Genomic DNA, 24,408 nt, shown 5'->3' on the forward strand with positions numbered 1-24,408 from the left:
GCCTCCCGACAGTCTTTAATAGAGCCATCGAGTACCCCCAACTCGTAATGTCGGAAGTCTGCTCGACGTGTGGATTGCCCCAGGAACTCTGCGTCTGCGAGGACGTCGCCAAGGAGTCCCAGGAGATCAACATCCACATCGACGAGCGCCGATACGGAAAGGAGGTAACGGTCATCACGGGGTTCGACCCGCGTGACGTGGACATGGACAGCCTGTCCTCCGACCTGAAGTCGAAGTTCGCCTGCGGTGGAACCGTCGAGGACGATTCCATCGAACTGCAGGGGAACCACACCGGCCGGGTCGAGGACTTCCTGCGCGAGAAGGGCTTCAACGTGGCCTGACCGACCGTCCGACCTCCACGTTCTCGTCGTCACTCAGAACGCCACCAGCGACGCCACTGCTCAGAACGGTGCGTCCGGCCCCTCGTCCGTCGTGTCTCCAGTCGCTGGGTCACCGGCCGTCGCGCTGGCCCCGTCGTCTCCTTCGCCGCGTCCGTCGCTCCCCGCTTCGAATCCGAACTCCCAGCCGTCGATACCCCCCGCGAGGCTCTCGACGGTGGCTCCGTTCGCCCCCTCGTAGGAACCGACGAGCCTGGCGGCCTGTATCGAGGACTTGCCGACCGGACAGACCGTCACGACACGGTTCGCTCCGTCGAGCGACTCGACGCGCTGCGGGAGTTCTGCGAAGGGGATGTTCTCGCTGCCGGGGATGTGACCCTGTGCGAACGCGCCCGGTGCGCGGATGTCGACGATGCGGACGTCGGCGTCCGACTCGATGAGGTCACGGAGCTCCTCGGCGCGAATCTCGCCGTCCATACCGAGACACGGGACGCCGGCGGCTTAAGCTACAGGAGACCGGCCTCGCGAGCGAGGAACAGCGGCATCGCCAGCCAGGCGACGGCCGACGTCGAGCGGACGTACTCGAACGCCTCCGTCACCGACCGATGGTGGACCTCGATGTCGGACTCGCCGGAGTGGAGTTCCGGGTCGCCCGCTTCGAGGTCGGTGGCGACGACGACGTGCTGACGACTCCGCTCCCAGCCCGAGGGGTAGTACGAGCCGACGTGTTCGAGGGCTCCCGCCCGATAGCCGGTCTCCTCGCGGAGTTCTCGCGCCGCGGCGTCCAGTGGGTCGTCGCCCTCGGTGCTTCCGGCGGGACACTCAAGGAACGTCCCGCGGAGTCGCGGTCGGTACTGCTCGACGAGGACCAGTTCGCCCTCCTCCGTGACCGCCACGACCGTCACGTCGTCGGGTTTGTCGAGGTAGTAGTAGTCGCCGGGCGTCCCGTCGGCCTGCTCGACGCTGTCCCGGCGGACCGCGAAGAACGGGTTCTCGTACTCGACGCTCGTGTCGGTGACGGGCCAGTCGTCCATACGGCGCGTCCGACGACGACCTCGGAGTAGGTTCCGCTTCGCCACGGTCGACCGTCCGGCCCTACACTCGGGCCGCCGTCCCTCGGTCCGGGAGGAAGACGTAGACGACCGTCGCGACCGCCGTGAGGAGGGCCAGCAGGAGGAACGCGACGTCGAACAGCCCCTGGTCGGCCATCGCGCCGACGGCGACGGAGCCGAACGAGCCGACGACGAAGAACGCGGTTCGGAGCAGGCCCCACGCCGTCCCCTGCACCTCCTCGGCCAGCAGGCGGACGATGTAGCCGTTCGAGAGCGGCCCGACGGCGAGGCGGACGCCCAGCGTGATGGCGACGGCCGAGAGCGCGAGGACGCCGTCGACGAACGGGAGCGCGACCAGCGGCAGGACGGAGAACGCCGAGACGGCGAGCATCACGCGGTGGTGACCGAACCGGTCGGCCGCGCTCCCCGCCAGCCACTGCGAGACGCCGCCGCCGAGGAACAACAGCGCGTAGACGCTCGCCGCCGTCGTCTCGGTGAGTCCCTTCTGCTCGTGGAGGTACGTCGGGAAGAACGCGGTCAGCCCCTGCATCGCGAACAGCATCACCGTCATGGCGAGGACGGCGAGCACGACCCCCCGGTTGGCGATGGCCGAGCGGACGGCCCCGACCGAGAACTCGACGGCCGACCCGCCGCCGTCGTCGGGGAGGACGAGCCACGACACGACCCCCAGTGCGAGGAAGACGGGCGCGATGCCGCCGAGCGCCGTCCGCCAGCCGTACTGCTCGGTGAGCCACGTCGTCGCGATGGGGAGCCCCGCCGCGCCGACGGAGCCAGCGGCGAGGACGATACCGAACGCGACGCCGTCGTTCTCGCGGAACGTCCGGGTGAGGATGGTTGCGCGCGGCGGGCCGAACAGCCCCGTCGCGAAGCCGAACAGCGCACACGCGAGCAGGAAGACGCCGACGCCGGGGGCGACGTAGAACACGAGCAGGCTCGCGCCGCCCGTCAGGAGGCTGACGGCGAGCAGCGGGCGTTCGCCGACCCGGTCGGCCATCGTCCCCGCCGGGAACTGCATCAGCGCGTAGGTGACCCAGATGACGGTGACGACGACGCCCGCGAGCGTGCTGGAGAACGCGAACTCCTCGCGGACGTACGGCAGGAGCGCGGGCACGACGTAGCGCGCCCCGAGGACGACGAACCAGCCGGCGGCGACGGTGCCGAGGACGCTCCCCTTGCCGTCGCCGGTCAGGCCAGACACGTCAGAGCAGCCCCTCCGCGCGAGCGAGCAACACGCCTTCGAGGGTCGCGTCGTTCGCCGGCTCCTCGCGGATGCGGTCGAGGACGCCGTCGACGGGCACCCGGCGGACCTCGATGAACTCGTTGGAGTCGAGCGTGCGGTCGGTCTCGGTCAGGTCCGTCGCGAACACGAGCCCCCGGCGATGTCGGAGGACGCCCGTCGAGACCCAGAAGTCCTCCAGTGACACCGTCGTCTCGGGGTGCCAGCCGGTCTCCTCGGCGAGTTCGCGGGCGGCGGCCGACTCGTACGCCGCGGGCGCGATGGTCTCGTCGCCCGCCAGGTCGCCGTCGGGCGAGTCCTCGTCCTCGACGATGCCCGCCGGGAGCTCCAGACAGTGGCGCTCGATGGCCGGGCGGAACTGCTCGACCATCACCAGTTCGTCCCCGTCGCGCGCGACCACGACGACGGCGGGCGGCAGTGCCGCCCAGTAGTAGTTCTTCTCGGTGCCGTCCGGCTGGCGGTAGCGGTCGTAGCCGCCGGTGTACCAGCCGGTCTCGTACTCCGTCACGGACTCGACGAACGTCCAGTCGTCGGGGATCATCGCCCGACCCCGGCGAGTCGGTCGGTCGGGGACCCTCCGGTCGTCCTGCTCGCCATGCTCGTCGCGTTCGTCGCGTTCGCCCGGGGCACCGAACCCGTCGCGTTCGCCGCCTCTTCCCCGCGGACGAGTTCGAGTCGGTAGGTCGCGTTGCCCCGCGTGACGAACCCCGTCCGGTTCTCGACGGCGCTCGCGTTGCGCGCCGCCAGTTCGCTCAACTCGTCGAACGGCGAGTGCGTGAACGCCTCCTTGAGGCCCAGCGGGCCGTCGTAGTACGCGTCGCTCCGCCCCGAGTCGAGTGCGGCCGTCGTGTACGGGAACCGTCGCTCGGAGAGGGCCGTCGCGTTCACCGTCGCGGGCGCGCTCCCGTTCTCGACCGTCTGTGCGGTGAGGTAGTACGGGTCGCCAGACCGGAGGAGGCTCGGGAGCGCCCCGAGCGCCAGCAGGAGGACGAGGACGGCGAGGACGACGAGGACGACGTTGCGGGTGATTCGCCTCATTCGCCGGTCGCCCCGGCACGTTCCAGTTCCGACCGGTACAGTCGCCCGAACGCGATACGCCGGAGCGTCCCGACGGCGGCCTCGCGTTCGTTCTGGTAGGTCGCCGCCACGACGGTCTCCGCGAACGGGACGGCGTGCCAGACGACGTTCTCCACCGTGTCGCTCCCCTCGACGTGGCGGTCGTAGTCGGGGTGGTCGTCGCACCACGTCTCGAACTCCTCGCGCGTGCCGACCTGGACGGTCAGCAGCGACGCGAACAGCGCGTCGTGGGCCGTCGCGTACACGTCGTTCGTCAGGCGCTCGTCTCGTTCGACGCGGTCGAACTCCATCCGCCGGACGGACTCCTTCACGACCGTCGCCGCCGCCGTCGCGAGGTCGGCGTACTGCTCACGTGCGTCGGCGGGACTCTCGGGAGCCAACAACCCCTCCGTTTCCATGCTGCGGGCTACGAGAGCGCGATAGTTAGGTGTCCTGAAAGCGGGACCGACCGCACGGTCACTCGTCGGTCGCGGCGTCGCCTGCCGCGTCCGACTCGTCGCTCGCCTCGGTCTCGTCGGTCTCGTCGGTCTCGTCGGTGCGGTCGCGGTCTCCTGGGTCTTCGTCGTCGGCGGCGTCGTCGCCCAGCATCTCCTCGGTCATCTCGCGGGCCTCCTCGTAGATGGCCTTCGTCTCCTCGTCCAGCTCGGGAGACTCCTGCGAGCGGACCTCGTGGGGGACGCCGTCCCGACCGGGCGTTCGCACCTCGTCCTCGAACAGGCGCCCGGACCGCTCGTGGTCGTGCTGGTGTTCGCCGTCGACGTTGACGGTGTCCTCGAACACCTCCTGGTACTCCGCCTCCTCCGCGTGGTCGGTGACGCGGTCGGCGAGTTCGGCTTCACCCACCTCGTTCCAGTCGGGCAGGTTCTCGTCCAGCCACGCCTCGTGCTCGCCGCCGTGGAGCATCGCGGTGAACGCGAGGTGGTTGGCGAGGTGGCGCGCGTCGGCCTGTGGCGTCTCGCAGACCGGACAGGCGTATCCCATACCTGCGGTTGCGGCCGCGACGGGAAAGCCGTGGCGTCCGCCGAATCCATCGTGGTCGTGCGTGACACGCCACCACGATTCGCGGGACTGTGTTAATATAGCATATATGGATTAATATTATATGTACGTACGGGATAGCGACAGTCATGTACGATGGAAGAACCGCCACCGCGGCGGTTGCCATCCGGACGTCCGTGGACAGCCCTCCGCTCGTGACAGCAGCACTCGCCACCGCACCGTCGGGGGAGGGTCGCTGATGGCGACGACGGAGGACGCTCCGGAGGAGGTCGACCCCGAGTCGGAGTCACCGCTGACGACCGCCCGCCGCCAACTGGAGGCGGCCGCGGCCCACCTCGACATCGACGCGAACGTCGTCGAGCGACTGAAACACCCCCGGAAGGTCGAGCGCGTCGCCGTCCCCGTCGAACGCGACGACGGGAACATCGAGGTGTTCACCGGCTACCGGGCCCAGCACGACTGCGTCCGCGGGCCGTACAAGGGCGGTCTCCGCTACAACCCGCACGTCACCGAGGACGAGTGCATCGGCCTCGCGATGTGGATGACCTGGAAGTGCGCCGTGATGGACATCCCCTTCGGCGGCGCGAAGGGGGGCGTCGTCGTGGACGAGCGCACCCTCTCGAAGGGCGAGAAGGAGCGCCTGACGCGCCGGTTCGCACAGGAACTGCGCGACGCCGTCGGCCCGAAGAAGGACATCCCGGCACCCGACATGGGCACCGACCCCGAGACGATGGGCTGGTTCATGGACGCCTACTCGATGCAGGAGGGGGAGACGACGCCCGGCGTCGTGACCGGGAAACCGCCCGTCATCGGCGGGAGCTACGGCCGCGAGGAGTCGCCCGGCCGCTCGGTGGCCATCGTCACCCGCGAGGCGTGCGACTACTACGACATGGACCTCGACGACACCACCGTCGCAGTGCAGGGCTTCGGCAGCGTCGGCGCGAACGCCGCCCGCCTGCTCGACGACTGGGGCGCGTCGGTCGTCGCCGTCAGCGACGTCGACGGAGCCGTCTACGACCCCGACGGCCTCGACACGCGCGACGTGATGGGCCACGACGAGCGCCCCGGCATGGTGTCGGGCTACGACGCGCCCGAGACGCGCACCAACGAGGAACTGCTCGAACTCGACGTGGACGTACTGATCCCCGCGGCCGTCGGGAACGTCCTCACGGCGAGCAACGCCAACGACGTGCAGGCCGACCTCGTCGTCGAGGGGGCGAACGGCCCGACGACCACCGGTGCGGACGCCATCTTCGAGCGCCGCGGCGTGCAGGTCGTCCCGGACATCCTCGCCAACGCGGGCGGCGTCACCGTCTCGTACTTCGAGTGGCTCCAGGACATCAACCGCCGGTCGTGGACGCTCGAACGGGTCCACGAGGAACTCGAATCCGAGATGCTCGACGCCTGGGAGGACGTGCGGTCGACGTTCGACACGAGCGACGACCTGTCGTGGCGCGACGCCGCCTACGTCGTCGGCCTCCAGCGTGTCGTCGACGCGCACAACGCCCGCGGTCTCTGGCCGTAACGCGCCCGGACGACTCCAGACTGCGGTCCGTGGAGACGACGTGAGTACGAAGAGAAACGTGAACCGACACACGTGCCGTGTCGGCCCACGCGACGGTTGTCAGAGGCTGTCAGAGGCACCGGCGACGCCGTGTTTCGGCGCCGCCTAGCGCGGACCGTTCGTCACGGGGCGTGCCGGAACTCTTCCACCGTTTCCCACGTGCCAGCCGTGACGAACGCGTCCACTACCCACGTTCGCTGGCATTCTAATAAAATTGTGTGTATGTCTAGTATTCAGAGACGTTCTTGGAGATTGTTGATACTCGGGCCGGATAACTATCAAGCAATGAAAAGTGAAAAAATAAACTTGGGACAGTTGTTGAATATCTCGAACTCGGAGGCGAGTTCCAACGCGACGCGTCGAAACGTCCCGGCGCCTCTCGGCCGACGCGCAGACGGACGACGCGAATCGACTGGTCGGTACTCCGAGAGACGGGCGGCGACGGCGTCCGTCGTCCGTCGCACTCCCTTCTCCCGACCGGGGGCCTCCCACGTAGCACAGGGTTCGTGAGTCGGTACCACCGTTCATTACATAGTTATTACAAGTGCCACACTCTGCCACGGTATGCAGTCCGACGAGGACGCACTCGGGACGGCGATGCTCGACTTCCAGCGCGGCGGCCTGCGTGGCGACGCCATCCACCGCGACGGTGGCGAGACGTGGCCCGCGTTCGTCGAGGAGAACTACTTCGGCGACCACGGTAGCTGGCTGGCCGCCCACGACGAGGAGCGTGCCCTGCACGAGTCGCTCTCCGGGCCGCTCCTCGACGTGGGCTGTGGGGCGGGCGGACACAGCGCCTACTACCAGGAGCGCTTCGAGACGGTGGCGTTCGACGTCTCGCCGAACGCGGTCCGGGCGGCCCGCGAACGCGGCGTCGAGGACGTCCGCGTCCTCGACATGTTCGAGGTGGGTGACGCGTTCCCGCGCGGCCGGTTCTCGTCCGCGCTCGTCAACGGGACGCAACTCGGCCTCGCCGGGTCGTTGCCCGGTGTCTCGGCGTTCCTCGCAGACCTCGCGCGGGTCACCACCGACGACGCGGTGGCGCTCGTCGACAGCTACGACCCCACGCACATCGACGGCGAGACGGCCGCCGAGTTCGGCGGCTACCGACCCGACCCCCGCGAGGGCGTCTGCCGACGCACGTTCCACGTCGAGTACCACCGCGAGACGGAGTCAGCGAGTCGAGAACGACTGGTCGGGCCGACGCTCTCGTTCGTGCTGTTCTCACCGGCGCGGCTCCGGGACGCCTGCGTCGGCACGCCGTGGCGAGTCGCCGACGTCGTTCGGCGCGAGGTGTACTACACGGCGAAACTCGTCAGAGAGTGAGGAGTCACGTCGAGGCGCTCGAAGCGCTCACTGCCGTTCGCGGACCATCACGAGCGCGTTCTCGCCGTCGGCGTAGTAGCCGGGGACCGTCCGGCGGTGGACGAACCCGTGGTCGCGGTAGAGTGTCATGGCGGCGTCGTTGCTCGCCCGTACTTCGAGGCGTGTCGCGGTCGCGCCGCGCGCCTCCAGCGACGCCAGGGCGTGTCTGAGCAGGAGTCGGCCGAGCCCCTGGCCCCGGAACGACTCGCGGACGGCGAGGTCCTTCACGTGGCCGATGTCCCGCCCGAAGTTCGGCGTCAGGTCCGCGACGACGTAACCCGCGATGGTGGTGTCCCCGGCGTCGCTCACCGACTCCACGACCATGAACCCTGGTTCGTCGAGGAACCGCTCGAACGCTTCGAACGGCCAGGGCTGGGGAAACACCGACTGCTCGATGCGGTAGACGTCGAGCAGGTCCGCTCGCTCGACCGGTCGGACCGTCGGCCCCGCGTCCGCTGCCTCGGGCGGCGTCGTGGTCACAGGGTGGTTTCGAGCCGAACGGGCATGAGTCATCGGGGTCGGGTGCAGCCGGTGCGCCGCGGTAGTCCACGAACTCCGAGCGTCTCGCTCGGCGAGGCGAAAGAGAGAGAACGTCCGGGTCGCGGGTTGCGGGCAAGTGGCCCGCAACCGCATGCCGTGGCGTTCACGAGACGCGGAGCGACCCGGTTCACCGTGTTCGAGCGCGACGCGCTCGAACACGGCAGTTTTTAGTCCACCGCTGAACTCGCGATGCTCGTTCAGCGAGTTCCCGTTCACTGCGTTCGCGGGAACAGGGTTTTGCGCCGAGGGGTGGCGGCGCAGCCGCCACCTGAGGCGTAAAAACGTGGTTAGTCGTCGGCGGGCGTCGCGCCGGAGCCGCTGTCCTCGTACTGCTGGCGGGTCAGCGACAGCTTGCCGCCGGCCGAGAGGATGCGCCGTTCGCGCTCGGAGGCGTCGAGGTGGCCCGTCGCCTCCCAGTCGTCGTTGACGCGGATGGTGAACTCCTCCTGCCCGGAGTCGACGGCCTCGCTCACGTCGTCGACGATCTCGATGTCGTCACCCTGCTCGATCTTCGAGTAGGTGTCCTCGTCGATGGTGAGCGGGAGCAGGCCGAAGTTGAACAGGTTCGCCTTGTGGATGCGGGCGAAGCTCTGTGCGAGGACGCCCTCGATACCGAGGTACATCGGGCACAGTGCGGCGTGCTCGCGCGAGGAGCCCTGGCCGTAGTTCTCGCCGGCGACGAGGAAGCCGCCGTCGCCCTCCAGTGCGCGCTCGGCGAACGTGTCGTCGACGCGCGAGAGCGTGAACTCCGAGAGCTTCGGGATGTTCGACCGGTACATCAGGATGTCCTGCGTCGCAGGGATGATGTGGTCGGTCGTGATGTTGTCCTCCATCTTGAGGTGGACCTCGCCCTCCAGGTGGGCGTCGAGCGGGTCCTTCAGCGGGACGTCGCCGATGTTCGGCCCCTTGACGAGACCGTCGTCGACGGCCTCGTCGGGCGCGATGAGGTCGGCCTTCGAGCCGTCGTACTGGTCGGGCATCTCGAAGCCGGGGTCCTCCAGGTCGCCGAGTTCGTCCGCGAGGTCACGCGGGTCGATGATCTCGCCCTTGAGCGCCGCCGCGGCGGCGACCTCCGGCGAGCAGAGGTAGACGTTGTCGTCCTCGATGCCGGAACGACCCTCGAAGTTGCGGTTGAACGTCCGCAGCGAGACGGAGTCGGAGGCGGGCACGTGGCCGATGCCGATGCAGGCCCCGCACGTCGCCTCGGAGAAGTTGACGCCGGCGGCCATCATCTCGGCCGTCCAGCCCTCGCGGGCGAGAATCTCGCTGGCCTGTTTCGAACCGGGCGCGACGATCATCTCGGTCTTCTTGTTGATCTGGCGGTCCTCCAGCATCTTCGCGGCCGGGAGGATGTCCTCGTAGCCGCCGTTCGTACAGGAGCCGACGATGACCTGGTCGACCGACTGGCCCGCGACCTCGCGGACCGGGACGACGTTGTCGGGCATCGACGGCTGAGCGATGAGCGGTTCGAGGTCCGACAGGTCGATGACGAGTTCGTCGTCGTACTCCGCGTCGTCGTCGGGCGAGAGTTCGACGTACTCGTCGCCGCGACCCTGTCGGGAGAGGTACTCCTCGGTCTTCTCGTCGGTACCGAACAGCGAGGAGGTCGCGCCGAGCTCCGTCCCCATGTTCGTGATGGTCGTGCGCTCGGGGACCGACAGCGAGTCGGCACCGGGGCCGGTGTACTCGAAGATCTTGCCGACGCCGCCCTTCACGGAGAGGCGACGGAGCATCTCGAGGATGATGTCCTTCGCGGTCGCCCACTCGGGCAGTTCGCCCTCCAGTCGCACGTTGACGACCTCGGGCATCTCGATGTAGTACGGTCCGCCACCCATCGCGACGGCGACGTCGAGGCCACCGGAGCCGATGGCGAGTTCGCCGAGACCGCCCGGCGTCGGCGTGTGGGAGTCCGACCCGAGGAGCGTCTTGCCCGGTGCGGCGAAGTTCTCCTTGTGGACGTTGTGGCAGATACCGTTGCCCGGGCGCGAGAAGTGTGCACCGAACGTCCCCGCGGCCGAGCGGAGGAAGCGGTGGTCGTCCGTGTTCTTGAAGTCGAACTGGTAGGTCTGGTGGTCGCAGTACTGCGCGGCGAGTTCCGTCTGGACCTCGTCCAGACCGAGCGCCTCGAACTGTAGCCAGACGAGCGTCCCGGTCGTGTCCTGTGTGAGCACCTGGTCGATCTCGATCCCGATCTCCTCGCCGGTCTCGAGTTCGCCCTCGACGAGGTGGTCATCGAGGATCTTTTCGGTAAGCGTCTGTCCCATATCACCCGAACGTCGCCATGCCACGAATATAAATTACCCGTGTCCGGCCACGTTTGCGTTAGGACGGCCTAAAACAGCGGAATTCGGCACTTGCGGTACGGTGAGCGTACACAACCCGCACGAACGTTCACGAGAGATGTGTGGGTGTCCATACCGCACGACAGAGCAGGGGCCGCCCGAGTGACCGACAGCGAGAGCGGGAGTTCAGTCATACTGAACGAATCGCCACGCCGGTCGAACCAGTACCGTCTTGTCGCATCCCTCGTCAGGTCGGCCATGTTCCGAAGCGGCGCGTTCGTCGCCGAGCAGTGTGACCCGATCCGCGAGCACCAGGTCCAGCCAAACGGCCTCGACCTGACGCTCGACGCGGTGTTCGAGCAGGTCGGACCGGGCCGCATCGAGAGAGGCGGGAAGCAGGTCGGCGAGCGGACACGGGTCGAGTCGCTGTCGGGACCCGACGACGCGACGTACCGGCTCTCGCCGGGGGCGTACGTCGTCCGCTACGAGCAGACGATTCGCGTTCCCGCGGACCACGTCGGGTTCGTCTACCCCCGGTCGTCGCTCCTGCGCAACTCGGCGATGCTCAACACGGCCGTCTGGGACGCGGGCTACGAGGGCCGCGGCGAGGGACTGCTACAGGTGGGGCACGAACTGGAACTGGAGGAGAGCGCGCGCGTCGCGCAACTCGTCTTCGCCCGCGCGGAGCACGAGGAGACGTACGACGGCGACTACCAGGGCGAGAACGTCGAGTGACGGCGTCCGCTCGTCTGCGTCGGCGAATCAGACGGAGAGAAGCGAATCTGGTCGGGTCAGAACAGCGAGTCGAGGTCGTCGTCCGGTTCGCCGCTCGCCGTCGGCTGTGACGCCTGGTAGTCGCTCCCCGCGTCGTCGGTGGACTCGAACAGCGTTCCGTCCCTGGCGACCGACCCGTCGTCGTCCGCGGTCCACTCCTCGTCGAGGGTGCCGGTGCTCTCGAGCAGGTCCTCGGTCGCGTCGGTGAGGTCGTCGTCGCTCTTGGCCGGTGCGGACTCGGCCCAGAGGTCGTCGAGACTGCCCGTCTCCTCGGGCGTGGTCGTGTCGGCGCTGCTCGCCGTGGCGGTGCCGGTCGTAGCGGTCGTCGTCGTGGTCGACTCGCTGGACTGCCGCTCGCTCGCCGAGAGCTGTTTCTCGACGTCGGCGGCGAGGCCCGCCCCGCGGTCCCGGTCGCTCGCTGCCGAGCGTTCCGTCTCCGTCGTCGACTGCCGTTGCGTGGACGGTTCGGAGTTCGTCCGACTCGTCCGGTCGGTGCTCCCGCGCTGCCGGGACGGAGCGCGCTGTGTGGAGCCCAGTCGGGTCGAGTCGCTCGACCCCCGGATTCGGAGGACGGCGACGGCGACGAGACCGACGAGCACCACCCCGACACCGAGTAGGGCGACTGTAGTCGTTTCCATCTCGTGAGACTGTCACGTTTTCGTGTACAAATACTCGTCGGTGATACACATAGTCACGGTCCCGGTAGTCGAATCCGTCGGCGACGCTTCGCGGTTGTGTCGTGCCTATCGTCGTCACGTCGCCGAATCGTGCCGCCGATTCGCGTCGTCGTGTCTCGGTAGCTGGTTCCAGAGCAGTCTGGAGTCCCGAGTCTCGTCGGCTGGCCGCCCGTAACCGAGGCCGTCAGTTCGGGACGGCCGCGCGGTCGCCGTCCTTGTAGACGGCGGCCACCGACTCGCGTAGCGCCGAGACGTCCGCCAGCGGGTTCGCGTCGAGTGCGAGCAGGTCGCCGCGTGCGCCCACTTCGACGCGCCCGATGTCGTCGTCCGGGACGGTCCGGGCGGCGACGCTCGTCGCGGCCTTCACGGCCTCCATCTCGCTCAGCCCGATCTCCTCGACCAGCAGTTCGGCCTCCAGCGCGTTCTCGCCGTGCGGGACGAGGTCGGGACCGATGAAGTCCGTCCCCAGGGCGATGGGGACGTCCGCCTCGTAGGCCCGCCGGACCGAGTCGACGTGTGCCTCGTACGCCTCGCGGGCCTTCCGCAGGCCCCACTCGGGCATCTCGTGGTCAACGCCGTGCTCGACGATGCGGTGCATGATGGCGAGCGTCGGGACGAACGTCGCGTCGTGCTCGTGGAACAGTTCGATGGCCTCCTCGTCGAGGTAGAAGCCGTGTTCGATGGTATCGACGCCGTTCTCCAGTGCGCTCACGACGCCCGGCGTCCCCTGCGCGTGGGAGGCGACGGGGATGCCGACGCGGTGGGCCTCCTCCGTGAACGCCCGTATCTCGCGGTCGGTGAACTGGCTCTGGTCGGGCGCGTCGAGTTCCGAGAGGACGCCGCCCGTGGTCATTATCTTCAGGCAGTCGACGCCCTCGCGGATTCGTTCTCGGGCGGTCCGGCGACACTCGTCCTCGCCGTCGGCGAGCGTCGAGAGCCCCGAGTCGCTCTTCACCAGGTCCAGCGGGAGCGAGTGACTGTCGCCGTGACCCGCCGTCTGCGAGATGCTCTTGCCGCTGGTGTAGACGCGCGGACCGGGAATCTCCCCTTCGGCGACGGCCTGCTTGAGGCCGAGACCGGTGGCGCTCCCCACGTCGCGGACGCCGGTGAAGCCGGCCGCGAGCAGTTTCCGGCAGTCGGCCGTCGCCCGCGCGGTCAGCGTCGCCACGTCCTCGGTCACCCAGTGCATCGGGTCGAGGACCCGACTCCCGGCGAGGTGGACGTGGGCGTCGATGAGACCCGGCACCACCACCTCGTGGTCGTGGTGTTCGTCGTCGGCGTCGATGTCCTCCGGGTCACCGACGGCGTCGATGCGGCCGTCGGCGAGGCGGATGCGAACGTCGTGTCGTGGCTCGTCGGCGATACCGTCGACGAGCGTCCCGCAGTCGATAGTCGTCACGTGGTACCACGGCGCTCCCGGAGAGCGCATCAACCTACCGGAGTCGGGACGGCGTCCCGCGGTTCCGTCCCATCGGCGTCAGTTCTCGCGGTGGGCGTGGGCGACTGCCTCACGGACGCGTTACGGACCGCGCACCCGCTGGCCACAACCTTACGACTCTCACACGTGTCTCGGGTGCCATGTCGTACGACGCCGAGGTGGTCTCGACGCACCACGTCACGCCGCGCGTGAAGCAGTTCCGCCTCCGGGTACCGGGCCACGAGTTCGACTTCGAACCGGGGCAACACACCACCGTCCAGTTCGAGTTCGACGGCGAGGGACAGGTCGGCGAGGCCGAACCGGGCGACACCGTCGTCAGGCCGTACACCGCGACGAACACGCCCGACGGCGAGCAGATAACCCTCGCCATCAAGGTGTACGACGACGGCCTCGCCTCGGCGTACATGCACCAGCGACGCGTCGGGGACCGCGTCACGCTCGGCGAGTTCGAGGGGAACCTCGCGGTCGAGGACCTCGACGAGGACGTGGCGTTCGTCTCGACGGGCACCGGCATCACGCCGATGGTGGCGATGCTGAAGCAGTACCTCGAGGAGGGGTCGGGGCACGTCCAGTTCCTCTACGGCGAGAAAGACGAGGAGAGCGTCATCTACCGCGAGACGCTCGAACAGCTGGCGAGCGAGCACGAGAACCTCGACTACACGCTCGTCCTCTCGGACTCGGACTACGAGTGGACGGGCCGCGTCGGTCACGTCCAGGAGCACCTCGACGACGTGTTCGACGCGGTCGACGACCGCGACTTCTACGTCTGCGGCGTCCCGCAGATGGTCGTCGAGACGACCGACGAACTGGCCGACCTCGGAGCGCCCGACGACAGGGTGCACACGGAGGGCTGGGAGGACGGTGCGGTCGAAGAGGAGGAGTGACGAGTCGGACGCGCGAAGGGCGGCAGGTCCGCCTCAGGCGCTCTGGTCGGCTGTCGCGAGCAGGTCGCCGTAGCCCTCGTCCTGCGGGAGCTGGCTGACGACGTCCTGAATCAGTCCGGTCCCCGTCGCCTCGACGGCGACGCCGACGACGGAGCGTGCGGTCGCGGTCGGGGCGTCCTCGACATCGTCGGCCTCGGTCTGCTCCGCGACGCGCTCTGCGAACTCGTCCGCGTCGAACTGCTGGGCGTGCTCCTCGACGTCGGTGAGATAGCGGCCGACCTCCATCGGGAGCTGGGCGGCGATGTCCTCGGCCTCGTTCTCGGTGATTCGTTCGCCGAGCGTCGTGAGCGTCGCTCGGGTGGCGCTGTCGGCGGCCCCGCGGGAGGCGAGGTCCGCGCGCTGCTGGACGGTGCCGATGAACGTGTCGTGGTCCATGCGCGTCGCACCGAGTCACGTGAGTCGTATCAGGATTCTACCTGCATCTGCGCGGTGGGCCGGCACGCGGGAGAAAGGGACGGAGAGAGCGTGTGAATCGTCACCAGGGCCGGTAGCTCCCCTCGTACTCGTGGATGCGCTCGCGTTCGCAGTCGGAGAAGACGAGCATGAGGCGCGGAGCGCGGCCCTCGGGGCGGACGAACTCGCAGCCACAGGAGCCCCGCTCCACGTCGAACTGCTGTTCGCGGACCGCCTCGGTCTCCCAGGGGTAGCCGCTGACCATCGGGCTGACGACGAGTTCGTCGCCAGCGGGTTCCATGAAACCGTCGCGGTGGTCGAGGCCGAGCGCGTGCCCGCACTCGTGGAGGAGCACCTGGAGGGCGTAGGCGGGGTTCGACCAGCCGACCACCTCGGGACACTTCTCGACGGGCGGGAGGTCCGCCAGCGCCTTCGCGCCGCCGACGGCGGCGACGTGCGGGATGCCAGCCCCCGTCGGGAACTCGTTCATCGAGCGTGCCGTCACGAGGAGGTTCACGTCGTCGCAGGGCTCGGTCGGACCGCCGACGGCCCCCTGCGCGAGCATCTTCGGCCACTCGCCGCTCTGGACGAGTCCGTACGCGTCCTCGCTCGACGTGTCGACGACGCCACCGTGTTCGACGATGACCCGGTCGCCCGCCGGGTCGAACGCTCGTTCGACGTGCCCCCGGAGCGTCTCCCAGCCGTCGTACTCCATCGCCTCCTCGGTGAACCATATCTTGACGTTCACCGCCGCGTCGGGACTGGAGAGCGTCGCACCGCTGACGCTCGCGGACCCAAGCGCGGCAACCGATAGGAAGAACGAGCGACGGGTCAGTCCCATCGCCGCCCCTCACCCAGTTCGCGTGCCAGTTCGTGTGCCATGATTGTGTGTGTGCCAACGCCCGTTTCCGGGCAAGGCCCGTTTCCGGGCGTATCACACACTCACGACCAGTTTCCCATCCCCTGTTCCACTACATAATCGAACTCCGATACGACCGTCCGGCTATGTATATTACTCGGGACTGTGTCGGGTGTCGATAAGTCCCCACAGAAAGTGCGTCACGGAACGCGTCCGGTCGGGCGATGGGAGTGTTTAACGGAACCGGGCGTGAGCTAGGGTGCGTGAACGCGCCCCCGCTCGTCCAGTCCTCGGTGACGATACCGGAGGTCACGACGGGGATGCTCGTCGTGTTCGGCGTCGTCCTCGTCACACTGGTGCTGTTCGCCACCGAGTTGCTGCCCATCGACGTGACCGCCCTCCTCGTCGCGGTGACGCTGATGGTGCTCGAACCGTTCACCGGCGTCACCGTCGCACAGGGGCTCTCGGGGTTCTCCAACCCGGCGACCATCACCGTGCTGGCGATGCTCATCCTCTCGGCTGGCATCTCGAAGACCGGAGCCGTCCAGATCATCGGCCGTCGGATGGCGCAGTTCGCGGGCACCGACCGCCGGAAACAGCTCGCGGCGACCATCGGCGTCACGAGCGTCTCGTCGGGGTTCATCAACAACACGCCCGTCGTCGCCATCCTCGTCCCCGTCATCTCCGACCTGGCGCACAAGGGGAAGACGTCGCCCTCGAAACTGCTGATGCCCCTCTCGTTCGCCTCGATGCTCGGCGGGATGCTCACCCTCATCGGCACCTCGACGAACATCCTCGCCAGTTCGACCGCGGCGACGCTCGCGACACAGGAGCGCTACCAGGGGCTCGGTCTCCACGCCTTCTCGGTGTTCGAGTTCACCGACATCGGCCTCGTCGTCCTCGTGGTCGGCTCGCTCTACCTGATGACCGTCGGCTACCGGCTGACGCCCGAGCGCATCCCGCCCGAGGAGGGGTACGTCGAGGAGTACGAGATAGAAGGGTTTCTCACCGACGTCGTCGTCGACGAGGACTCCGTGCTGGTCGGGATGCCCGTCTCGCAGGCCGTCGACGAGTCGCTGTTCGACGCCGACATCCTCCAGCTCGAACGCGAGGGCGAGCGGTTCGGCGAGCCGCTGGGCACGAAGGAGATACAGTCCGGCGACACCCTCCGCGTGCGCGCGGACCGCAACACGCTCCGCCGGTTCATGCTCGCCGACGGACTCAGTCTGCTCGGCGGTCCTCGCTCCGACGAGGACCTCACCGAGACCGACGAGGGAGCCGACCCGGAACTCGTCGAGGTGGTCGTCCCGCGCGGGTCGTTCCTCGTCGGCGAGACGCTCGCCAGTTCGACGTTCCGCCAGCGCTACGACGCGAACGTCCTCGCCTTCCGCTCGCGGGGGGAACTCATCCGGAACCGGCTGGAGGACCTCGTCATCCAGGTCGGCGACACGCTGCTCGTCCAGACGACGACCGACAGCCTCGACCGCCTCTCCCAGAACCGCGACTTCATCGTCGCTCACGAACCCGAACGCCCCGCCTACCGGACCGACAAGATACCGCTCGCCGTCGGTATCATCGTCGGCGTCGTCGGCGTCGCCGCCCTCGGCCTGCTCGACATCGTCGTCAGCGCCCTCGCGGGCGTCGTCGCCATGCTCGTCACCGGCGTCATCCGGCCCAACGAGGTGTACGAGTCCGTCGAGTGGAACGTCGTCTTCCTGCTGGCGGGCGTCATCCCGCTCGGCCTCGCGCTCCAGAACACCGGCGGCGCGCAGTTGCTCGGCGCGCTCGTGGCCCTGACCGGCAACTACCTCCCCGCCGTCGGCGTGCTGTGGGTGTTCTACGTCGCGACGAGTCTCATCACGAACGTCATCTCGAACAACGCCAGCGTCGTCCTCATGCTCCCCGTCGCCGTCGACGCCGCCGTCCGGGTCGGCGCGAACCCGTTCGCGTTCGTCCTCGCGGTGACGTTCGCCGCCTCGACGGCCTTCCTCTCGCCCGTCGGCTACCAGACCAACCTGTTCATCTACGGACCCGGCGGCTACCGGTTCAGCGACTACGCCCGCGTCGGCGGCCTGCTCCAGTTGCTCCTCTCGGTCGTGACCGTCGCCGCCATCGTGGCGCTCCGGGGCGTCGGGGTCTGAACCGGCCCAGAGCTTCGCCCGAACACGACCCGAAATCGGAGGCTGATTCGAGGGGAGAGACAGTCACGAGGCCGTGAACGGCACGCTGTGCCGCCATCACGTTTTTCCCTCCGTCGCCACTTCGTCCGGGTATGTCCGACACGGTAGACATCGAAATCGAGAACGACGAGGAGGAGATGGCCGACGACATCGACGCGGAGTCGGTCGACCCAGGCGTCGCCGCCGACAAAGAGACGGACGAGGACGGGACGGAGGAGTCGGCCACCGAGGAACCCTTCGAGGGCGAGCGTGCCGTCGACTTCTCGGAAGCGACGGGGACGCTCGCGGAGACGTTCGACATCGACTCCCGGAAGGGCGAGACCATCACCGACCTCGAGACGGTCGAGTCGGAGGAGGGCCGCCAGCTGGTCGCGACCGTCGAACACCGCCGCCGAACCGCGCTGAAGGCCCGCTTCGACAGCGCACGCCGGACGGGACGCCGTGTCGGTACCGTCGCACTCGTCCTCGGTATCGTCGCACTCGCCGCCTCGGCGCTCCGCCGGTCGCGCACGAGCGAGAGCGACGGACTCAACGTCGACACCGCGAACGAGCTCGACGCGGACGACGACATCTGAGCGCGGCGAGATAGACCTCCTCGTTTTTCTGTGGACGCGGTGCTCTGGACCCGACACCGCGAGCGACGCGTCGGTCAGTGAACCCCCGCTCACGAGTCGGGACTTGCGACTGTCTGGGTTGGGAACTATCCGTCTGGGCGTCGTCGCCAGGATATGGTCGACGTACTCGGTCACCTCGGAATGGCGCTGGTCTGGTTGTCGCCGTGCTGGTTGTTCATCGACGACCAGCGGACGGCAGTCACGTTCCTCGCGGTCGGGTTCTGGTTCGGGATGCTCCCGGACGTGGACCTCGTCCTCTCGAACATCGACGCGCTCGGAATCCACCACCACGGAGTCGTCCACACGATCCTCTTCGTTACGCTCGCTGCAGTGACGGTGGGACCGCTGCTCGGTCTCGCGATGCGACGGGTGTTCGGCGGGACGAAGTGGTTCTCCCGTCGGGCGGCGGCACGCGCCGTCCCACTCGGCGTCATTATCGTCTTCGTGACGGGACTCGCACACCTCTTCGCCGACACCCTCTCGGCACCCGATAAGTCGACACGCCTCGAACTGCTCTGGCCGCTGGTCGAGGGACCGATCGTCTACACGGACGTCCTCTACTACAAGTCGTTCTGGGCGACCATCGCGCTGTTCGCCGCGGGCCTGGCGTTCAACGCCGCGTTCTGGTACCTGACCTTCGGTCGGTCGGGGTCACGGGCGGTGGGCGACGCGACTCGGTGACGAACGGTCCGACTGCTTCTCGTCTTCGTGTGAACTCGACGCGGGAGAAGAGGCGGTCGAGAGGCGTTCGAATCGTGCGCTCACTTGGTTCGCGCTGCTCGTCGATTCAAACCCACCGACGGTCTGGCGATTCCTCTCTCACTTTCGTTCGAGAGAGAATCGACGAGCACGGAGGGATTTGAACCACGGTCGCTCGCTGCCGCTCGCTTCCTGCTTCAAATCCCTCAGAAGGAGTTCACCACGCCTCACGTCCGTTCGGCGGGTTCACGAGCCCGGAGGGATTTGAACCCCCGACAACCAGGTCCGGAACCTGGCACTCTATCCACTGAGCTACGGGCCCTCGTTCCCGGATACCGGACGGGCGGTGTTAACCGTTGTGAGTTTCAGTCCTCGGCGACCGCCGTGGCGGCCGGTTGCTCGTCGACGACCGTCTCCTTCCACGTCCCGCGGAGGAACCAGGCCACCGCGCCGAACGCGCCGACGATGTTGCCGAGGGCCATCCCGGCCCACAGTCCGGTCGGTCCCCACCCGGCGACGAAGACGAGGTACGCGACGGTCGGCACCCGGCCGACCCACAGCGCCATCAGGGAGAACGCCAGCGCGGTCTTCGTGTTGCCAGCACCTCGGTACGCGCCGAGGACGACCTGAAGGACGCCGATGAACGCGAACTCGACGGTGCGGATGCGGAGGTACTCCGTGCCGTGGCGGATGGTCTCGGCGGCCTCGGCGGTGCCGGTCGCCATGAACACCGAGACGATGGGTTCGGCGAACAGGTAGGCGACGACGGCGACGAGGAACATCACGCCCGCGCCGACGCTGGCGGCGAGTTGCACCGCACGCTCCGCTCGCTCCGCTTTCTGGGCACCGAGGTTCTGACCGACCATCGTGTTCGTCGCCCGACCCAGCCCCATCGCGGGGAGGAACACCAGCGAGATGAGCCTGTTGCCCAGCCCGTACGCGGCGACGACCGGGGTGGCGAACGTCACGACCATCGCGGTGAGGGTTATCATCGCCAGGGCGCTGGTCGACTGTTCGAGGGCGCTCGGCACGCCGATGTCGACGATCTTGCGGACAGTCTCGCGGTCGGTCTTCAGGTAGTCGAGTCTGAGGTCCGGCCCGAGGTCCGTCCCGAAGAGGACGTAGACGCCGACGACCGTCGCCGCCGCCCGGGCGATCAGCGTCGCCAGCGCCGCCCCCTCGACGCCCATCCCCGTGAACCCCGTCTGTGCCGCGAGGCTCGACTGGACCCCCTCCGCGCCGAGCATCGCGAACAGCGGGTTCTCGGTGAACCCGAAGATGAGGATAGGGTCGAGGACGACGTTGAGCACGACCGACAGGAGCATCACGAGCATCGGCGTCCGGGTGTCGCCGTAGCCGCGCATCAGCGCGGAGAAGACGAAGAAGCCGAACAGGAACGGCGTGCCGAGGAAGAACACCCGCATGTAGTCGGCCGCCAGCGGCACGACCTCGCGGGCCGTCTCGGGGTCCGTGGGGAGGAGACCGAGCATCGGTCCCGCCGCGACGAAGCCGAGTGCGCCGAGCACGACGGCGAGTTTCGTCACGAACGAGAGCGTCTGTCCGGCGACGAAGTCGGCGTCGCCGTCGCTGCCCGCGCCGGTGTACTGCGCGACCAGCGTGCTCCCGGCGACGGTGAACCCGCCGCCGACCGACAGCAGGAGGAAGATGAGCGGGAAGGCGAGGCTCATCGCGCCGACGGCGGCCGCGGAGTAGCGGCCGAGCCAGATGGTGTCGGCGAGGTTGTACGCCACCTGGAGCAGCTCAGTGACGACGATGGGCCACGCCAGCGTGAACAGCGGCCACGCCAACCCGCCCTCTGTGATAGTTCGGTCTCGACTCACGGGGAACCCACTCTCGTCAGGAGTTCGGTTCCGTCACTATAGGGCTGGCGTGAGATTCAGTGACTATAGCACTCCATCGTCACACACGGTTCGCGTCACGGCGACAGTCGACACTGGAAGTCGGGGGTCGAGAGAACGAAAACGGCAGACGCGGAACGAGAAGCGCTCGGTCGGTGCGTGTCGGCCGATGCGTGTCGGCCGCGTTACGGGCTCTCGCCCGTCTCGATGGAGAAGTCGGACTGCGGGTACGCGACGCAGGTGAGCGTGTAGCCGTCGGACATCTCGGCGTCGCCGAGCATCTCGTTGGTGTGGTGTTTCACGTAGTCCTCGGCGTGTCCGCCGGAGGTGATGTGCCCTCCACAGGAGATACACTGCCCCTCGCGGCAGGCGTAGGGGAGGTCCCAGCCCTGGTCCTCTCCTGCTTCGAGCACGGTCGTGTTCTCCTTGATCTCGATGGTCTCTCCCTCCTTGACGAACTCGATTTCGTACGTCTCGGCCTCGTCGTCGGGAATCGCCGAGGGGTCGTCGTCGCCCGCCGCCTGGCCCTCGCCCTCGCCGTCGTCCAGTTCGCCCTCGGACCCGGCCCCGACGGCACCCGCCGCGACGCCGCCACCGCCGATGGAGCGGTTCATCGGTTCCGGGAAGTCCGTCTCGGGGACCGTCGAGGCACGCCGTTCGAGGATGTCGTTGGAGATGTCCTCGGTGGGCGTCCACTCGGTCCCGCGCGAGAAGTGAAGGACCACGACGAAGAGGACGATAGTCGCCCCCACGCCGATACCCAGTGCGTCTACCATGCTGGCGAGTTGGCGAGGGGGCGTTAACAGCATTGCGATACCACGTTTTGCTGCACTCACGTCGCGGCGACACGCTCGGCGGTGCCTCGCGGTCGCCGCTGGTTCGCTGGCAAAATCTGGACTAAAAACCTGCGTCGCCCCCTTCGGGGGCTCCTTGGCCCGCTCGCTTGTTCGCCGCTCCGCGGCTCACTCGCTCGCGGCACAACAGAAAGCATGACCGCACAGCACCGCGCCCGCTCGGCTCCGCTGACCGCCCGGCATCGTACCGCACCCACACCTCCGACTGTCTCAGTCCGCTCGCACTCGCGCCAACGGGTCGCCGTAGGCGAACACCTCGTTCTCCCCGACGAGGCGTTCGGTGACGGTACCGGTGGTGGGCATCTGGACATCGATGGCGACCTTCTCTATCTGAATCTCGCAGATGACGTCGCCCTCGTCGGCCTGGCTCCCCTCGCGGACGAACCAGTTGCTGACGACGGCCTCCTCGACGTCCATCGCGTCGTCGGGCCAGTAGGCGGCCGAGTCGACGAGCGTCTCGGACTCGCTCATTCGGTGACCGTGCGAATCGCCTCGGCGATGTCCGCGGTGCCCGGGTTGACCGCCTCTTCGAGCGGTCGCGCGTACGGGATGGGCACGTCCGGGATGGCGAGGCGCTGGACCGATTCGAGGTCGTCGAGCGCCTCCTCGGCGACGCGAGCGACCACCTCGCCGGTCAGTCCGAACGACCGGTAGTCCTCGTCGACGACCACGAGTCGTCCCGTCTTCCGCACCGACTCGATGACCGTCTCGGTGTCGAACGGGACGAGCGTCCGCAGGTCGATCACCTCCGCGTCGATGCCGTCGTCGGCCAGTTCGTTCGCGGCCTCCATCGCCCGGTGGACGTGCAGGCCGAGGGTGACGACGGTGGCGTCGCTCCCCTCGCGTCTCACCTCCGCGTCGCCGAAGGGAAGGGTGTACGCCTCCTCGGGGACGTCCGTCTTCGGTCCCTCCGGGGCGGGCATCCAGCCGATACCCATCAGGCGCTTGTGGAACATGTAGACGACCGGGTCGTCGTCGCGGATGGCGGCGTGCATCAGCCCCTTCGCGTCGTAGGCGTTCGAAGGGACGACGACCTTCATCCCCGGCAGGTGGGCGAACGTGCCGTAGAGCGTCTGGGAGTGCTGGCCGGCGTCGTTGTACCCCCCGCCGACCGCGGTGGTGAGCACCATCGGGACGTTGACCGCCCCGCCGCTCATGTACGTGTTCTTCGCCATCTGGTTGTAGATCTGGTCCATGCAGACGCCGAAGAAGTCGACGAACATCAGCTCCGCAATCGGGCGCATCCCGGCCTGTGCGGCCCCGACGGCCGCCCCGATGTACGCCGTCTCGCTGATGGGCACGTCCATGATGCGGTCGTGCCCGAACTCGTCGAGCAGGCCCTGCGTGGAGTCGAAGATGCCGCCGTAGTCGGCGACGTCCTCGCCCATGTAGAACACCTCCTCGTTCTCGCGCATCTCGTGGGCGATGGCCTCGACCATCGCCCGACTCATCGTCAGTTCGCGTCCCTTCGCTACCTGCTGGGTCATCGGTCCGCACCTCCGTTCGCCGCGTCCGTCTCCGGTGGTGTGTCGCCGTCACCGTCGGTGTCACCACCCCCGCCGTCGGTCACCACCTGTGCCCGCGGTGGCGTGACGAACACGTCCTCGTACGCCTCGTCGGGGTCCGGTTCGGGTTGCTCCTTCGCCCACTCGATTGCCTCCTCGACTCGCTCGTGGGCGCGCGCTCGAATCTCGTCGAGTTCGTCGTCCGCGATACCCTCCTCCCGCAGATCGTCGGCCAGTCGCTCGATGGAGTCCAGGCGCTTCGCTCGCTCGACGTCCTCGTCGGGGCGGTACCCCTCCGCGTCGCCCATGAAGTGACCCATCCGCCGGTGGACCTGCACCTCCAGCAGCGTCGGGCCGTTGCCGTTCCGGGCGCGTTCGACCGCATCGTGGGCCGCCTCGTACACCGCGACAGCGTCGTCGTAGTCCACCCGCACGCCCGGCATGTCGAACCCGGCGGCACGCTGTGCGCCGTTCTCGACGTCCGTCACCCGCGACTTCGGCATGCTGATGGCCCAGTCGTTGTCCTCGACGACGAACACCACCGGTAAGTCCTGGACGGCCGCCAGATTCAGCGATTCGAGGAACCCGCCCTGGTCGATGGCTCCCTCGCCGATGAACGAGACGGCGACGTCCGTCGTCCCGCGTTTCTTGGCCGCGAGCGCAGCCCCGACCGCGGGCGGACTCCCCTGCGCGATGATGCCGCTACAGGCGAAGTTGACCTCCGGGTCGAACAGGTGCATGTGCCCGCCTTTCCCCTTGCACAGCCCCGTCCGCCGCCCGAATATCTCGGCGGTCATCCGCTGGAGGTCGACGCCCTTCGCGATGGCGACGTGGTGCGGTCGGTGCGTCGCGGTCACGGTGTCCTCGGGCCGGAGGTGCGCACAGACGCCCGCCGCGGCCGCCTCGTGGCCCGCCGCGAGGTGCAACTCGCCGGGAATCGGCCCCGCCGAGATGTCGAACGCCGGCTGTTTCCCCTCCAGATACTCCTCCTGTAGGCGCTCCTCGTAGTGACGCGCGGCCACCATCGTCTCGTACATCCGCTCTCGAGTGTTGACGCTTATCATGGTTCTCCCCGGCATACTCCTTTTCGAGAAACATAATAAACGTTAGTTACGTACAGCGGCAGAACGGTCCGAC

Annotated in this window: 26 protein-coding genes and 1 tRNA gene; 8 read left to right on the plus strand and 19 right to left on the minus strand. The window is 68.0% G+C overall.

Translation table 11 applies throughout. The features are described from left to right. Window positions 1-47 precede the first annotated feature (47 nt). Window positions 48-341 (plus strand): stress response translation initiation inhibitor YciH, encoded by a 294-nt coding sequence (gene yciH, locus MX571_RS01245; protein ID WP_158206300.1) that lies wholly within the window; start codon window positions 48-50, stop codon window positions 339-341. Window positions 342-401: 60 nt separating this feature from the next. On the opposite strand, the gene MX571_RS01250 is transcribed toward yciH, so the two are convergent. From MX571_RS01250 to MX571_RS01280, 7 genes are all read right to left on the minus strand, one after another. After that, window positions 402-815, minus strand: a complete 414-nt coding sequence (locus MX571_RS01250; protein WP_247413777.1) for a rhodanese-like domain-containing protein — start codon at window positions 813-815, stop codon at window positions 402-404. A gap of 29 nt (window positions 816-844) precedes the next feature. Then, the gene (locus tag MX571_RS01255) at window positions 845-1,372 is read right to left on the minus strand and encodes an NUDIX domain-containing protein (RefSeq protein ID WP_247413778.1); all 528 of its coding nucleotides are present in this window, start codon (window positions 1,370-1,372) and stop codon (window positions 845-847) included. A 61-nt stretch (window positions 1,373-1,433) separates the two neighbouring features. Next, window positions 1,434-2,609, minus strand: a complete 1,176-nt coding sequence (locus MX571_RS01260; protein WP_247413779.1) for an MFS transporter — start codon at window positions 2,607-2,609, stop codon at window positions 1,434-1,436. A 1-nt stretch (window position 2,610) separates the two neighbouring features. After that, window positions 2,611-3,189, minus strand: a complete 579-nt coding sequence (locus MX571_RS01265) for an NUDIX hydrolase (RefSeq protein WP_247413780.1) — start codon at window positions 3,187-3,189, stop codon at window positions 2,611-2,613. Beyond that, window positions 3,186-3,686, minus strand: a complete 501-nt coding sequence (locus MX571_RS01270; protein ID WP_247413781.1) for a hypothetical protein — start codon at window positions 3,684-3,686, stop codon at window positions 3,186-3,188. Before MX571_RS01270 ends, MX571_RS01265 begins: the two co-directional genes overlap by 4 nt. Continuing rightward, window positions 3,683-4,123 (minus strand): DUF5809 family protein, encoded by a 441-nt coding sequence (locus tag MX571_RS01275; protein WP_247413782.1) that lies wholly within the window; start codon window positions 4,121-4,123, stop codon window positions 3,683-3,685. Before MX571_RS01275 ends, MX571_RS01270 begins: the two co-directional genes overlap by 4 nt. Window positions 4,124-4,181: 58 nt before the next feature. Continuing rightward, on the minus strand, window positions 4,182-4,706 hold the full coding sequence (locus MX571_RS01280; RefSeq protein WP_247413783.1) for a DUF5810 domain-containing protein: 525 nt from the start codon (window positions 4,704-4,706) through the stop codon (window positions 4,182-4,184). Between the two features lie 256 nt (window positions 4,707-4,962). Between MX571_RS01280 and gdhB the strand changes: the two genes are divergently transcribed. Both gdhB and MX571_RS01290 read left to right on the plus strand, forming a co-directional pair. Beyond that, window positions 4,963-6,249, plus strand: coding sequence for a glutamate dehydrogenase GdhB (gdhB, locus tag MX571_RS01285; RefSeq protein ID WP_247413784.1), 1,287 nt, complete (start codon window positions 4,963-4,965; stop codon window positions 6,247-6,249). A gap of 603 nt (window positions 6,250-6,852) precedes the next feature. Beyond that, a complete protein-coding gene (locus tag MX571_RS01290) occupies window positions 6,853-7,614 on the plus strand; it encodes a class I SAM-dependent methyltransferase (protein ID WP_247413785.1) in 762 nt (253 codons plus the stop codon). Window positions 7,615-7,641: 27 nt separating this feature from the next. On the opposite strand, the gene rimI is transcribed toward MX571_RS01290, so the two are convergent. Continuing rightward, the gene (gene rimI, locus MX571_RS01295; protein WP_247413786.1) at window positions 7,642-8,133 is read right to left on the minus strand and encodes a ribosomal protein S18-alanine N-acetyltransferase; all 492 of its coding nucleotides are present in this window, start codon (window positions 8,131-8,133) and stop codon (window positions 7,642-7,644) included. Between the two features lie 347 nt (window positions 8,134-8,480). Then, window positions 8,481-10,457: an aconitate hydratase gene (locus MX571_RS01300; RefSeq protein WP_247413787.1), complete on the minus strand. Its 1,977-nt coding sequence runs from the start codon at window positions 10,455-10,457 to the stop codon at window positions 8,481-8,483. 276 nt (window positions 10,458-10,733) lie between these two features. On the opposite strand from MX571_RS01300, the gene MX571_RS01305 reads away from it, so the two are divergent. Continuing rightward, window positions 10,734-11,210 (plus strand): deoxyuridine 5'-triphosphate nucleotidohydrolase, encoded by a 477-nt coding sequence (locus MX571_RS01305; protein ID WP_247413788.1) that lies wholly within the window; start codon window positions 10,734-10,736, stop codon window positions 11,208-11,210. 56 nt (window positions 11,211-11,266) lie between these two features. Here MX571_RS01305 and MX571_RS01310 read toward each other — a convergent pair whose 3' ends face one another. Next, window positions 11,267-11,887 (minus strand): hypothetical protein, encoded by a 621-nt coding sequence (locus MX571_RS01310; protein ID WP_247413789.1) that lies wholly within the window; start codon window positions 11,885-11,887, stop codon window positions 11,267-11,269. 223 nt (window positions 11,888-12,110) lie between these two features. Then, a complete protein-coding gene (locus MX571_RS01315) occupies window positions 12,111-13,325 on the minus strand; it encodes a metal-dependent hydrolase family protein (RefSeq protein WP_247413790.1) in 1,215 nt (404 codons plus the stop codon). Between the two features lie 179 nt (window positions 13,326-13,504). On the opposite strand from MX571_RS01315, the gene MX571_RS01320 reads away from it, so the two are divergent. Beyond that, the gene (locus MX571_RS01320) at window positions 13,505-14,248 is read left to right on the plus strand and encodes a ferredoxin--NADP reductase (protein WP_247413791.1); all 744 of its coding nucleotides are present in this window, start codon (window positions 13,505-13,507) and stop codon (window positions 14,246-14,248) included. 33 nt (window positions 14,249-14,281) lie between these two features. Here the strand turns inward: MX571_RS01320 and MX571_RS01325 are convergent, their stop codons facing one another. Together MX571_RS01325 and MX571_RS01330 are read right to left on the minus strand one after the other, a co-directional pair. Continuing rightward, window positions 14,282-14,683: a DUF2267 domain-containing protein gene (locus MX571_RS01325; protein ID WP_247413792.1), complete on the minus strand. Its 402-nt coding sequence runs from the start codon at window positions 14,681-14,683 to the stop codon at window positions 14,282-14,284. A 100-nt stretch (window positions 14,684-14,783) separates the two neighbouring features. After that, a complete protein-coding gene (locus MX571_RS01330; RefSeq protein WP_247413793.1) occupies window positions 14,784-15,542 on the minus strand; it encodes a hypothetical protein in 759 nt (252 codons plus the stop codon). A 338-nt stretch (window positions 15,543-15,880) separates the two neighbouring features. On the opposite strand from MX571_RS01330, the gene MX571_RS01335 reads away from it, so the two are divergent. From MX571_RS01335 to MX571_RS01345, 3 genes are all read left to right on the plus strand, one after another. Further along, the gene (locus MX571_RS01335; protein WP_247418407.1) at window positions 15,881-17,701 is read left to right on the plus strand and encodes an SLC13 family permease; all 1,821 of its coding nucleotides are present in this window, start codon (window positions 15,881-15,883) and stop codon (window positions 17,699-17,701) included. Window positions 17,702-17,832: 131 nt separating this feature from the next. After that, window positions 17,833-18,315, plus strand: a complete 483-nt coding sequence (locus MX571_RS01340) for a hypothetical protein (RefSeq protein WP_247413794.1) — start codon at window positions 17,833-17,835, stop codon at window positions 18,313-18,315. 153 nt (window positions 18,316-18,468) lie between these two features. After that, window positions 18,469-19,035, plus strand: a complete 567-nt coding sequence (locus MX571_RS01345; protein WP_247413795.1) for a metal-dependent hydrolase — start codon at window positions 18,469-18,471, stop codon at window positions 19,033-19,035. 267 nt (window positions 19,036-19,302) lie between these two features. Here the strand turns inward: MX571_RS01345 and MX571_RS01350 are convergent. The 6 genes from MX571_RS01350 to MX571_RS01375 form a co-directional block, all read right to left on the minus strand. Continuing rightward, window positions 19,303-19,375: transfer RNA gene (locus tag MX571_RS01350), tRNA-Arg, on the minus strand. Between the two features lie 43 nt (window positions 19,376-19,418). Then, window positions 19,419-20,894, minus strand: coding sequence for an MATE family efflux transporter (locus MX571_RS01355; protein WP_247413796.1), 1,476 nt, complete (start codon window positions 20,892-20,894; stop codon window positions 19,419-19,421). Between the two features lie 203 nt (window positions 20,895-21,097). Then, window positions 21,098-21,688 (minus strand): 2Fe-2S iron-sulfur cluster-binding protein, encoded by a 591-nt coding sequence (locus MX571_RS01360; protein ID WP_247413797.1) that lies wholly within the window; start codon window positions 21,686-21,688, stop codon window positions 21,098-21,100. Window positions 21,689-21,976: 288 nt separating this feature from the next. Further along, window positions 21,977-22,237 carry a lipoyl domain-containing protein gene (locus MX571_RS01365; protein ID WP_247413798.1) on the minus strand — a complete coding sequence of 87 codons (261 nt, stop codon included), beginning with the start codon at window positions 22,235-22,237 and terminating at the stop codon, window positions 21,977-21,979. Beyond that, window positions 22,234-23,253, minus strand: coding sequence for an alpha-ketoacid dehydrogenase subunit beta (locus MX571_RS01370; RefSeq protein WP_247413799.1), 1,020 nt, complete (start codon window positions 23,251-23,253; stop codon window positions 22,234-22,236). The genes MX571_RS01365 and MX571_RS01370 overlap by 4 nt, the downstream gene beginning before the upstream one ends. After that, window positions 23,250-24,308: a thiamine pyrophosphate-dependent dehydrogenase E1 component subunit alpha gene (locus MX571_RS01375; RefSeq protein ID WP_368409034.1), complete on the minus strand. Its 1,059-nt coding sequence runs from the start codon at window positions 24,306-24,308 to the stop codon at window positions 23,250-23,252. Before MX571_RS01375 ends, MX571_RS01370 begins: the two co-directional genes overlap by 4 nt. Between the last annotated feature and the right edge of the window lie 100 nt (window positions 24,309-24,408).

The sequence above is a fragment of the Halomarina salina genome, assembly GCF_023074835.1.
GTDB classification, from domain to species: domain Archaea; phylum Halobacteriota; class Halobacteria; order Halobacteriales; family Haloarculaceae; genus Halomarina; species Halomarina salina.